Genomic DNA, 13386 nt, shown 5'->3' on the forward strand with positions numbered 1-13386 from the left:
AACCCATCCGATACCAATGAAGTTATTGGCCTTTACGCTCAGGCATCTTCCGAAGATGCCCAGTCTGCCATCGCAGCGGCAAAAGCAGCATTCCCGGCATGGTCGCGTTCCGGCATTCTGGAGCGTCACAGCATTCTGAAAAAGACTGCAGACGAAATTCTTGCGCGCAAGGAAGAGCTCGGTGCACTTCTGGCCCGTGAAGAAGGCAAGGTTCTGGCCGAAGGCATCGGCGAAACCATCCGCGCTGCACAGATCTTTGATTTCTTCGCTGGCGAAGCACTGCGTCTGGCCGGTGAGGTTCTGCCGTCTGCCCGTCCAAACATCGGTGTTGAAATCACCCGCGAGCCGCTCGGCGTAATCGGAATCATCACACCGTGGAACTTCCCGATCGCCATTCCGGCCTGGAAGATTGCGCCTGCACTGTGCTACGGCAACACCATCGTCTTCAAGCCTGCCGATCTGGTTCCAGGTTGCGCATGGGCAATCGTTGACATTCTGCACCGCGCAGGTCTGCCAAAGGGCGTTCTGAACCTGGTCATGGGCCGTGGCTCGGTTGTTGGTCAGGCCATGCTCGACAGCAAGGACCTCGCCGGCATCACCTTCACCGGCTCGACCGGCACCGGCCAGCGCGTTGCAGCATCTTCGCTGCCGTTCAACCGTAAGTTCCAGCTTGAAATGGGTGGCAAGAACCCATTCGTCGTTCTTGACGATGCTGATCTCGGCGTTGCCGTTGAAGCAGCTGCCAACTCCGGCTTCTACTCCACCGGACAGCGTTGCACGGCATCTTCGCGTATCATCGTGACCGAAGGTATCCACGACAAGTTCGTGGCCGCCCTGACCGAACGTCTTGCCAAGATCAATGTTGGCAACGCGCTCGACAAGGACACCCATGTTGGTCCGGTAGTTGACGAAAAGCAGCTCAAGCAGGACACCGATTACATCGAAATCGGCAAGAAGGAAGGCGCAAAGCTGGCCTTCGGCGGCGAAGTGCTCAAGCGCGACACCCCCGGCTTCTTCCTGCAGCCTGCGCTGTTCACCGAAGCAACCAATGACATGCGTATTTCGCAGGAAGAAATCTTCGGACCGGTTGCTGCCGTTATCCGCGTCAAGAACTACGACGAAGCGCTGGCTGTTGCCAACGACACGCCGTTTGGTCTGGCATCCGGTATCGCCACCACCAGCCTCAAGCACGCCACCCACTTCAAGCGCAATGCTGAAGCCGGCATGGTCATGGTCAACCTGCCAACCGCAGGCGTGGACTTCCACGTGCCGTTTGGTGGCCGCAAGGCATCGTCCTTCGGTCCTCGCGAGCAGGGCAAATATGCATCCGAATTCTTCACCACCGTGAAGACAGGTTACACGCTGGCATAACTCGTCAGACGACACCAAATAATACGGATCCCCGGCCTTGTGCCGGGGATTTTCGTTTCAGGCCACAGAAATCAAGGTATCTTTTTGCAGTTTCACGGACTGAAAAACCCATTATGGTTTGACTGACCCGCCCTCGCATCAGCCTCACCGAAAAGGAATGCCGCATGACCAATATCGCCATGATTGAAGCCGCACGTCAGCGTATTGGAGATCAGGCCCGCCGCACGCCCCTGCTGTCATCGCCGTTTCTGGACGAGATTGCGGGACGCAAGATTTTCCTGAAAGCCGAATGCCTGCAACGTACCGGATCGTTCAAGTTTCGTGGCGGATGGTCAGCGGTTTCAGCACTTGAACCAGAGATCAGAAGCCGTGGCGTGATCGCCTTTTCCTCCGGCAACCATGCCCAGGGCGTTGCCCATGCCGCAGCCCTGCATGGTGTGCCCTCGGTGATCATCATGCCGGCAGATGCCCCCAAGATCAAAATAGACAATACCAGGGCGTTTGGCGCCGACGTGGTGCTGTTTGACCGCGCCAAGGACGATCGTGATGCGCTTGGCGCACGTCTGGCGAGCGAGCGCCAACTGACGCTGATCAAACCCTTCGACGAACCTCAGGTGATCGCAGGGCAAGGCACGGTCGGTCTCGAAATCGGGGAGCAGGCGGGCGAACTGGGTATCACAAAAGCCGATGTCCTGATCCCCTGTGGTGGTGGCGGCCTGACATCAGGCATTGCGCTGGCTCTGGAGGCCAAGGCACCGGGTCTGACCGCACGACCCTGCGAACCCGAAGACTTCGATGACACCACACGGTCGCTGAAAAGCGGCCAGATCGAACGAAATGCCAGATTGGCCGGTTCTCTGTGTGACGCCATCATCACACCGCAGCCAGGCAACATTACCTTCCCGATCATGAAAGCCTTATGTGGCGAGGGCATTGTGGTGAGCGAGGAAGAAGCCCTGAAAGCCATGGTTCTGGCCTTTACCCGGCTGAAAATCGTGCTGGAACCGGGCGGTTCCGTGGCGCTGGCAGCAGCACTTTTCCACGGCAATGCTGTTTCTGGCGACCAGGTGATCGCTGTTGGATCCGGCGGCAATGTGGAGCCAGAGATCATGCGTGAGGCCCTCTCCAGATATGCCTGACGCTCAGACGGTTTGAAGGGAACGAAACAGCGCGGTGGAACCCGTCTGACGGCACCGCGTTGTTCACGGCAGGAAAGAGACAGGCTTTCTTGGTATGGGCCGATAAAGGCGAGTATTTTTCTGAAGAGGCCGGGTGGTTGAAAATTTATCTCTACACAATTGGTCGAGATAGGATTAATCTTCATTAATAATCGGTAAAGCCACAACGGAGGAGATTACGATGACCTACATGAAGGCAGAAAAAGTGAAGACTTTTTCGACATCGTCCACACCTCGCAGCACATGGAGCAGCACGCTCAACAGTGCACTTGTCGGCGCAAGTTTTCTGTTTGTCGCGGCAGTCGTCTGCGGACTGTTTGCCTGATAATCGCTTTTAAAGGTCCTCCCCCTGACCAAAAAAGGCCAGTCAACCGACTGGCCTTTTTGTTTACCGAGAGAGCGCTTTACGCCTTGAGATAATCTTCGACCAGCTCGGCCCAGAATGCCGTGCCAATTGGCAAGATGTCATCGTTGAAATCATAACGCGGATGATGAAGCGGCGGATCGTTTTCCGTGCGAGCACTGCCGAGGAAGAAATAGGCGCCGGGGCGTTTTTCCAGCATATAGGCGAAATCCTCCGCCCCCATGGACGGACGCGGCATCTCAGCAACATTGTCCTGACCGGCAAAACGTCGTGCCAGGTCAAAGATATAGTCGGTCTCTGCCTTGTGGTTGATGGTGGCGTTATAACCGCGCTGATAATCCAGTTCGACACTCATGCCATAACTTGCCGCCTGGCCTTCCGCGATCAGGCGAATGCGCTTTTCCAGCTCATCACGCACACCGGCATCGAAGGAGCGGATTGTCAGCAGCATTTCCGCCGTTTCAGGAATGACGTTGCTGGCCATGCCGGCATGGAAAGCACCGACAGTAACAACGGCCGACAGCTGCGGGTGAATGTTGCGCGACACGATGGTCTGCAGCGCCATGATGATGCTGGCACCAGCAACAATCGGATCCGAGGCATCCTGCGGTTCGGCACCATGTCCGCCAAATCCCTTGACGGTGATCTTGCATTCATCGACGGCCGCCAGAAGCGGTCCTTCACGCAGGATGAACTTGCCGAAAGGCTGGCCGGGATCATTGTGCAGTCCAAACACCGCATCACAGGGGAACTTTTCGAACAGGCCGTCCTCGATCATGATGCGCGCACCACCGAAATTTTCTTCGGCCGGCTGGAAAATCAGATGTACGGTGCCGTCAAAATTGCGGCGCTCGGCAATGATCTTGGCCGCGCCCAAAAGCATGGCCGTGTGACCATCGTGACCGCAGGCATGCATGACGCCGGGATGTTCGCTGGCATAATCAGCACCGGTTTCCTCATGGATCGGCAGCGCATCAATATCCGCCCGGATACCGACCGAACGCGTGGAGCTGCCATTGCGCAAGGTCGCCACAACACCAGTGCCGGCCAGACCACGCGTCACCTCATAACCCAGCGCAACAAGCTGCTCGGCAACAAAATCCGATGTCTTGAACTCCGAAAGTCCGATTTCAGGAAACCGGTGCAAATGCTGTCGCGTGGCAACCACATCAGGCATGTGGTTTGCAAATTTTTGCGAAACGGAGAATTGTCGCGTCATGATCTGTTTCCGGTTTACTCAGACTTTCGAGAATATGCTGAACAATAGACATCAGGCACATTGAAGCATGAAGCTTTAGCAGCATCCGGACAGGCTTGTAAGGCCTCAACTCGGCCCTTGAATTTCATAAAAGCAATGGGGCAAAAATGTCTTTGCGACCCCGGCCAGGATTTGTCGTGCAAAAGGGCCAAGGCCATTGAAATGATTCAACTCTTGCATCCAAACGCAACAGGTGGCATGGAACTGTAAATGGTCCGGTTTGGTCTTTTGCTACAGGCGGTTAAACGCCCTTACGAGTGAAATGATGATCACGAAGGTAAAACCGGAAAACCATGTTGGCTTGGGGGGAGTTCGCCAGATCGCACGCGATTGCCGGGGCAGTTTGTCCTGAGGAATGTGCTTATCCCAAACGACTGATATTCAACGATTTCCGACACTGCGACCCAAAAATGCCACTATCATGGGAAAGCAGGGTTGTAGTGAATAAATGCCTGTCTGAACAAAAAATCACTATTTTCGTTCAGACTATAGACTGGCCTGCCCAAGCAACGCCGAAAGTCCTTTTTGGTGTTGCGAAGCGGGTAAACAATTAGATCTTTCATCACACAGATTACGAGCCGATGTCCTTCCATATCACGCCGAAAGCCGCCGCCCGTGAAGCCGAGAGCAAGCAGATCGATCACAATGATTCGATCCGCTCTGACTATCTTGCCATGGAGGAGCTGAATGCATATGGCGCCTCCCTGTCGCGGGACGGTGCAAGCGACCTCCCCGGATTCATGAGCTTCGATTTCTTCGCCCGCCACCGGGAGAATGAAAAGGAAATCCTGCGCGTTTACCGGGCCACGGCTGCCGATGTTGAAAACGGCGCAACGATTACACCGGCTGCCGAATGGCTGCTCGACAACCACTACGTCATCGAAGAGGCCATTCAGGAAGTACGGCGCGATTTTCCGCGCCGCTTCTACCGCCAGCTTCCGACCATGCAGGTTGGCGATGTCACCATTCCACGCGTCATGGCGCTGGCCTGGCTTTATGTCGCCCATACCCACAGCACGGTTTCGCGAGAAAGCCTGACGGCACTGGTGGATGGCTACCAGACCACCCACACATTGCAGATCGGTGAATTGTGGGCGCTGCCGTCCATCCTTCGTTTTGTGCTGATCGAGAACCTGCGCCGCATCGCCTTCCGTGTGGATCGTTCGCGCCGCATGCGCCAGAAGGCCAATGAGGTTGCCGACGAAATCATTCGTCTGAACGATCCGGAAGCCTCGGTCGAGGTCCTCAAGCGCATCGACAGTTTTGCCGAGGATCGCACTTTCGCGACCCAGTTCCTTTATCGCCTGCGCAACGGCTCGCAGACCTCGGGTTTTGCCGTTTCCTGGCTGGAAGAACGCCTGATCAGCGCCGGCACAGACGCCGAAGAAGTGATGATGGCGGAACATAACCGCCTCGCCTCCGGCAACGTGACGATGGGCAACATCGTCAAGAGCCTGCGCGAAATCGATGATACCGAATGGTCGGTCTGGTTCGAAGAAGTCAGCCATATAGACAAGGTGCTGCGCGAACATACCGATTACAGCGTTCTCGATTTCGGCTCGCGCAACACCTACCGCAACACAATCGAACTCCTGGCCCGCCGTTCCGGCAAAACCGAAGTGGAAGTGGCGCAGCTGGCCGTCGACATGGTCACGGCAGCGGAAAAAGCCAATGAACACCATCCGCATGTTCCCAATGTCGGAACATTTCTGGTCGGACGTCGTCGCAAGGAACTGGAAGAGGCGATTGGGTATCGCCCCCTGATTGCCCAGCACGTCGTGCGATCGGTGCGCAAGTTCCACTGGATGGCGGTTGCCGTTCCAGTCGTGCTGCTGACCGTGCTGGCAATGACCGTGGCCGGTTGGCTGCTGGGACGTGCCGGCATGGAATGGTACGTCATTCTCGCCTTCCTGTTGATGTTCTCGCTGCCAGCATCCGAAGGTGCAACCGGCCTGTTCAACACACTGGTGACGCTGTTCGTCAAACCGTTCCGGCTGGTCGGATATGAATTCAAGGAAGGCATTCCGCAGGATGCGCGCACGCTTGTTGCCGTCCCGTGCCTGATCACCAACCGCGACAGCGTTGATGAACTGGTGCGCAATCTCGAGGTCCATTACCTCGCCAATCCGCATGGCGCGATTTCATTTGCACTGATCAGCGACTGGCGTGATGCAAAGACCGAGGAAATGGCCGGCGACCAGGAAGTTCTGGACTACGCCCGCAAGGAAATTGCACGGCTTAACGCGCGCTATCCTTACAGCGATGGCCAGCGTTTCCACATTTTCCACCGCCGTCGCCTCTACAATCCGTCCGAAGGTGTTTGGATGGGCTGGGAGCGCAAGCGCGGCAAGCTGCATGAGCTGAACCTTCTGCTGCGCGGCGACAAGGACACCAGCTTCATTGCCGGCCTCGACAATGTTCCGCTTGATGTGCGTTATGTCATGACGCTTGACGCCGACACACGCCTGATGCGTGAAGCGGTGACCAAACTGGTCGGCAAGATGCACCACCCGATCAACCGCCCGGTACACGATCCGGAAACCGGCCGTGTCATCTACGGTTACGGCCTTCTGCAGCCGCGTGTGACGCCATCGCTGACCACCGGCAAGGATGCATCGGTCTTTCAGCGCGTTTATTCGATCAACCGCGGTATCGACCCCTATGTCTTCACGGTGTCCGACGTCTATCAGGACCTGACCGCCGAAGGCACATTCACGGGCAAGGGCCTTTACGACATCGATGCCTTTGAAACTGCCCTCAAGGGTCAGGTGGATGAAAACGCCGTTCTCAGCCACGACCTTCTCGAAGGTTCCTTTGCGCGCTGCGCGCTGATCACCGACGTTGAACTGGTTGAGGATTTCCCGACCCGTTACGAGGTGGAAGTGTCGCGCCAGCATCGCTGGGCGCGTGGCGACTGGCAGCTTCTGCCTTACATTCTCGAAGCCAAACGCGGTGTCACCGCCATTGGCCGCTGGAAGATGATCGACAACCTGCGTCGCTCGCTGACGCCGATCGCATGGTTCTTTGCCTCCGTTCTCGGCTGGTATTTCATGGACCCGCTTGGCGCGCTGATCTGGCAGATCCTGCTGATCTTCTCGCTGTTTGTGGCACCAACCCTGTCGATCCTGTCCGGCATCGTGCCGCCAAGCACCGACATCATTCCCCGTGCGCATTTCCACACGCTGTGGTCTGAAATTCGCGCCACCAATGCCCAGGTTGCGCTGCGCATCGTGTTTATTGCCGATTCCGCCTGCATGATGACCGACGCGATTGGTCGCTCTCTTTACCGCCTCTTTGTCAGCCACAAGCTGATGCTGGAATGGAAAACGGCGGCAAGCGTGCAATCCAGCGCGCAGGGCAGTATTACCGACTACTACCGCACCATGTGGCATGCTCCGGTTATCGCGCTTTTGGGTCTGCTGTTTGCAGCCCTTCCGGGCGACAATGCGTTCCTGGTCGGCATTCCGTTCGCCGTTCTGTGGGTACTGTCGCCTGTTGTGGCCTGGTATGTGAGCCAGTCGGCTGAAACCGAAGACCGCCTGTTCGTGGCCGATCACGTCTCCGACGAGTTCCGCAAGATTGCCCGCCGCACCTGGCGTTATTACGAAGAGTTTGTCACACCGGAACAGAACCACCTGCCGCCGGACAACTTCCAGGAAACGCCGCAGCCGCTGATCGCCGCAAGAACATCGCCCACCAATATCGGTGTGTATCTTCTGTCGGTTATCTCCGCCCGTCATTTCGGCTGGATCAGTTTTGCCGACACCATCGACCGGATGGAAAAAACCATCACCACAGTCGAAAGCATGGAGAAGTTCCGTGGCCACCTGCTCAACTGGTACCACACCGATACGCTGGCACCGCTTGGTCCCCACTACATTTCGGCAGTGGACAGCGGCAACCTCGCAGGCCACCTGATTGCCGTTTCTTCGGCATGCCGCGAATGGTGTGAAGCACCGTCTGCCCACCTTCAGGGCAACCTTGACGGTATTGGCGACGTGGCCGGCATTCTGCAGGAATGCCTGAAATCCTTGCCGGATGATCGCAAGAACCTCCGCCCACTGCACCGCCGCCTCGAAGAGCGCATCACCGGTTTTGCCAATGCGCTGGCATCTGTAAAACGCGAGCACGAGTTTGCCTCAATCCGCGTTATCAACCTTGCCGTTCTGGCACGCGATATCCAGAAGCTCGCCTTCAACCTCGATCACGAGGTCAAGTCGACACAGAGTTCAGAGGTCACCCACTGGGCGGCGCTGCTGGTCAATGTCTGCGAAGCGCATATTTCCGACAGCGCCTTTGACCTGACCAATATCGAACCGGTACGCCAGCGCCTTGCCGCACTGCGCGACCGTGCCCGCGATCTTGCCTTCTCGATGGACTTCACCTTCCTCTACCGCAAGGACCGCCGACTGCTTTCGATCGGTTACCGCGCCGACAGCAAGGAACTGGACGAGGCCTGCTACGACCTCTTGGCGTCCGAGTGCCGCCTGACCAGCCTCTTTGCCATCGCCAAGGGTGATCTGCCCACCGAACACTGGTACCGCCTCGGCCGTCAGGTCGTTCCGGTCGGTTCGCAGGGTGCACTGGTCTCCTGGTCCGGCTCGATGTTCGAATATCTGATGCCACCACTGGTCATGCAGGAGCGTCAGGGCGGTATTCTCAACCAGACCAACAATCTGGTTGTCGTCGAACAGATGAACCATGGTCGCCGCCTTGGTACGCCATGGGGCATTTCCGAAGCAGCCTTTAATGCCCGCGACCACCAGATGAACTACCAGTACACCAATTTTGGTGTGCCGAGCCTTGGTCTGAAGCGCGGCCTTGGCCAGAACGCGGTGATCGCGCCTTATGCCTCGATCCTCGCCAGCCAGTACAACCCGGAAGCAGCCCTCGAAAACCTCGAAAAGCTGCGCAAGCTGGGGGCACTTGGCCAATATGGTTTCCACGACGCCGTCGACTTCACACCGACCCGCGTTCCGGACGGCAAGACCTGTGCTGTGGTTCACAACTATTATGCCCACCACCACGGCATGTCGATTGCAGCCATTGCCAACGTTGTGTTCGACGGACGCCTGCGCGAACTCTTCCACTCCGATCCTGTTATCGAAGCGGCCGAATTGCTGTTGCAGGAAAAGGCACCACGCGAAATTCCAGTGATGAGCGCCAAGTACGAGCCGGAAACACCCGGCAAGGAACAGGCAGACCTGTTGCGTTCGGAAATCCGCACCATCGCCGACCCGGCAACCAAGGACCGCGAAGTCGTGTTCCTGTCCAACGGCCATTATTCGACCATGCTGACTGCCACCGGCTCGGGCTACTCCCGCTGGAATGGTCTTGGCATTTCGCGCTGGAAGGCCGACCCGACCGAAGACCGTTGGGGCACATTCATCTTCCTGCGTGATACGACATCGGGCGAATGGTGGAGTGCCACCGCCGAGCCGAGAATTGCCGAAGGTGAAAAGACCAAGGTCGTGTTTAGCGACGACAAGGCCGAGTTCCACAAGACCACCGGCGATCTCACCAGCACCGTCGAGTGCATCGTGGCGACCGAACATGATGCCGAAGGCCGTCGTGTCACCCTGCTGAACGTCGGTTCGGAAGACCGTTACATCGAAGTGACCTCCTATATGGAGCCGGTCATTGCCGCTGAAGACGACGACAATGCCCATCCGGTGTTCTCGCGCATGTTCCTGCAGACCGAGATCGGTCGTCGCGGCGATGTTATCCGCGCATGGCGTAACAAACGTAACCCGAATGAACCGGGTACCGTGATTGCGCACCTGACGGCCGACAATTCAGGCACATCGCGCCCGACCGAGTTCGAAACCGACCGCAGACGCTTTATCGGCCGTGGCCGAACCCTTGCCGAAGCTGCCGCTTTCGATACCGGCGCAAACCTCTCGGGAACCGACGGTTTCACACTGGATCCGATCCTGTCACTGCGTCGCGTCGTGCGTGTTCCAGCGGGCAAAAAAGTCAGCGTCATCTTCTGGACGATTGCTGGCCCAAGCCGCGAGGAAGTCGACAAGGCGATTGACCGTTACCGTCACCCGGATGCATTTGCGCATGAGCTGGTGCATGCCTGGACGAGAACGCAGGTGCAGATGCGCCATGTTGGCGTAACCTCGCAGCAGGCAGCGGCATTCCAGCATCTCGGCCGCTATCTCGTCTATCCCGACATGCATATGCGCATTGATGCAGCGACTGTTCAAAACACGCTCGCATCACAACGCAAGTTGTGGCCGCTGTCGATTTCCGGCGATTACCCGATCTTCAGCCTGCGCATCAACGACGATATGGACATGGAAATTGCGCGCGAAGCGCTCAGTGCCCATGAATATCTGCGCTCACGCGGTGTGCTGTTCGATCTGGTCATCGTCAACGAACGTGCCACATCCTACGCACAGGACATGCAGCATGCGCTGGATGTCATTTCCGAAGGTCAGCGCCGCATCAACCCGGCAGATGGCGGCAAACCGCATGTCTTCTCGGTCCGCAAGGATTTGACGGATGAGGAAACATGGGCTGCCCTTCTGGCCGCGTCGCGCGTCGTTCTGCACGCCCGCAATGGAAAGATCGTCGATCAGGTAAACCGTGCGGTTTCGCTGTTTGCAGCACACCGCACACCTGATGGCAGCGAAAACATCGTGCCACTGCCAGCCGATCAGTTCCCGACCGCCCACGCAGTCGAGGACAAGGGAGATCTGGACTTCTGGAACGGTTTTGGCGGCTTCAACAAGGATGGCGATGAATATATCGTGCGTCTGCGGGGTGGCCAGTCAACACCACATCCGTGGATCAACGTCATCTCCAACGAGAACTTCGGTTTCCACATTTCTGCCGAAGGGGCCGGTTTCAGCTGGAGCCGCAATTCCCGCGACTACCAGTTGACGCCATGGTCCAACGATCCGGTCAGCAACCGTCCCGGTGAAGCCTTCTATGTAACCGATCTGGACAGCGGCAAACTGCACAGCCCGCTTGCGACATTGTCGCGTGATCCTCAGCTTGAGTTCGAGGCGCGCCATGGCTTTGGTGTGTCGAGCTTCAAGGTTGACGACAACGGTCTGGCACTGTCCCTTACTCAGACGGTTGACCGCGAACAGCCGGTCAAGCTGTCCCGCCTGACCATCAAGAACACAGGCACGGAAACCCGCCGTCTGCGGACCTATGGTTACGTTGAATGGGTGCTTGGCAACAATCGCCAAAAAACCGCGCCGTTCATCCTCAGCTCGCATGACGAGGAAACCGGTGCACTGCTGGCAACCAACGCCTACAGCATCGACTACAGCGGCAACTATGCGATCTTTGCGTCCGACAGCGTCAATGCCGGTTTCTCGACCAGCAGACGTGAGTTCATTGGCCGTCATGGCAGCATCGTCAGACCGAAAAGCGCCGCAGCAGGCGCGACCCTGTCCGGCAGCATCGAGCAGGACGGCGATCCATGCGCTATCCTTAGCCAGGATCTGACCCTGGCACCGGGTGAAGAAAAGAGCGTTCTGTTCTATCTCGGTGATACCGACAGCGCAGATGCAGCCAAGGCCCTCGTCAAGGATATTCGCAAGACGGATTTCGACGCGACGGTCAAAGCCAACCGTGATTTCTGGAATGACTTCACCGGTCACCTGCAGGTGCAAACGCCTGACAAGGCGTTCAACCACATGGTTAACCGCTGGCTGCCCTATCAGGCCTTGTCCTGCCGTATCATGGCACGCACCGCCTTTTACCAGTCGAGTGGCGCCTTCGGTTTCCGTGACCAGCTGCAGGATACGCTGGCCTTCCTCATCCAGCAGCCGGAACTGGCCAGAGGCCAGATTGTTCGCGCCGCAGGACGGCAATTCGCCGAAGGTGACGTACAACACTGGTGGCTGCCAAACAGCGGCGCCGGCGTGCGTACCCTGATCTCGGATGACGTGGTCTGGCTTGGTTTTGCCATCAACCAGTATCTCGCAGCCACAGGCGATACCGCGATCCTTGAAGAACAGATTCCGTTCCTGAAAGGTCAGCAGTTACTGCCAGGTCAGCATGATGCGTTCTTCCAGCCTGACGTTTCAACCGAAACGGTTAGCCTGTACGAACATGCAGCACTGGCACTTGATCTGGCGATTGCGCGGACCGGCGAAAACGGCCTGCCGCTCATTCTTGGCGGCGACTGGAATGACGGCATGAACCGTGTTGGAACGAGCGGCAGAGGCACCAGCGTGTGGCTTGGCTGGTTCCTGGCTGGTACGTTGCGTGACTTCATTGGCATTGCCGAACAGCGTGGCGACAACAAACGTGCTGAAAAGTGGAAAACGCACCGCGAAAGCCTGCGTTCTGCCCTAGAAACAGCCGGTTGGGATGGCAGCTATTACCGTCGTGGATATTACGATGACGGCACGCCGCTGGGTTCGTCTGAAAGCGATGAATGCCGTATCGATTCTCTTGGTCAGAGCTGGAGCGTTCTTTCCGGCGAAGGCGAGGACGGTCGTTCGCAGCAGGCCATGAACGCGGTGCTTGAACAGCTGGTGGATAATGAAAAGGGCATCATTCGCCTGTTCACACCACCGTTGTCGAACACCGATCAAGACCCCGGCTATATCAAGGCTTATCCGGCAGGTGTGCGTGAAAATGGTGGCCAGTACACCCACGCAGCGACTTGGGTGGTCATGGCACTTGCCAAACTTGGCCGCACGCAGGATGCATGGAAATGCTTCTCGCTGCTGAACCCGGTAAACCACGCGAAGGACGCGACATCTGCAGAACACTACCGTGTTGAACCTTATGTCATCGCGGCTGATGTCTATGGCGAAGGCGATCTTGCCGGCCGGGGTGGATGGAGCTGGTACACCGGATCTGCCGGTTGGCTTTATCGCGCTGCCGTCGAAAGCATTCTCGGCTTGAAGCGTGAAAACGGTGCGCTGCACATCAACCCCGCCATTCCACAGGAATGGGACGGCTTCTCTGCCGAAATCAAGGTTGACGGAAAGGCGCGCCAGATCACGGTCAAACGCTCTGGTGAAACAGTGACCGTGCTGGTTGATGGCAAACCGCTTGATGATGCTGACCGCTCAATCAAGCTGAGCTGAGAGGCCAGCCCCGCCGGAACTGAAAGCCGGTTCTGGGCGGGCCACTTCGCAGAAGACTGAAAACAATAATCGCCACCTTGAAACAGGGTGGCGGTTATTTTTTTGCCCACGCCAGCAGTCGATAAGCAAACCTGCGCCCTAACGTGCCTC

The 13386-nt window shown here is 57.4% G+C and carries 5 protein-coding genes; 4 read left to right on the forward strand and 1 reads right to left on the reverse strand.

Features of this window, described 5'->3' with window-relative positions; genetic code table 11:
* The 3 genes from RT613_RS01095 to RT613_RS01105 all read left to right on the forward strand — a co-directional run.
* The coding region (locus tag RT613_RS01095) for an aldehyde dehydrogenase family protein (RefSeq protein ID WP_313612284.1) at window positions 1-1371 on the forward strand (1371 nt) is incomplete at its 5' end.
* Between the two features lie 164 nt (window positions 1372-1535).
* Window positions 1536-2510: a threonine/serine dehydratase gene (locus RT613_RS01100; RefSeq protein WP_313612286.1), complete on the forward strand. Its 975-nt coding sequence runs from the start codon at window positions 1536-1538 to the stop codon at window positions 2508-2510.
* Window positions 2511-2730: 220 nt separating this feature from the next.
* Window positions 2731-2874: a hypothetical protein gene (locus tag RT613_RS01105; protein WP_250984215.1), complete on the forward strand. Its 144-nt coding sequence runs from the start codon at window positions 2731-2733 to the stop codon at window positions 2872-2874.
* 79 nt (window positions 2875-2953) lie between these two features.
* On the opposite strand, the gene RT613_RS01110 is transcribed toward RT613_RS01105, so the two are convergent.
* Window positions 2954-4090 carry a M20 aminoacylase family protein gene (locus RT613_RS01110; RefSeq protein WP_409558740.1) on the reverse strand — a complete coding sequence of 379 codons (1137 nt, stop codon included), beginning with the start codon at window positions 4088-4090 and terminating at the stop codon, window positions 2954-2956.
* Between the two features lie 662 nt (window positions 4091-4752).
* Here RT613_RS01110 and RT613_RS01115 point away from each other — a divergent pair.
* The gene (locus RT613_RS01115; protein ID WP_313612290.1) at window positions 4753-13236 is read left to right on the forward strand and encodes a GH36-type glycosyl hydrolase domain-containing protein; all 8484 of its coding nucleotides are present in this window, start codon (window positions 4753-4755) and stop codon (window positions 13234-13236) included.
* Window positions 13237-13386 lie beyond the last annotated feature (150 nt).

The organism is Agrobacterium sp. (genome assembly GCF_032092815.1).
Taxonomy (GTDB): domain Bacteria; phylum Pseudomonadota; class Alphaproteobacteria; order Rhizobiales; family Rhizobiaceae; genus Agrobacterium.

Coding starts and splice junctions, on each gene's coding strand:
- RT613_RS01100 (WP_313612286.1), top strand. CDS start 1,536: ATGACCAATATCGCCATGATTGAAGCCGCACGTCAGCGTATTGGAGAT.
- RT613_RS01105 (WP_250984215.1), top strand. CDS start 2,731: ATGACCTACATGAAGGCAGAAAAAGTGAAGACTTTTTCGACATCGTCC.
- RT613_RS01110 (WP_409558740.1), bottom strand. CDS start 4,090: ATGCCTGATGTGGTTGCCACGCGACAGCATTTGCACCGGTTTCCTGAA.
- RT613_RS01115 (WP_313612290.1), top strand. CDS start 4,753: ATGTCCTTCCATATCACGCCGAAAGCCGCCGCCCGTGAAGCCGAGAGC.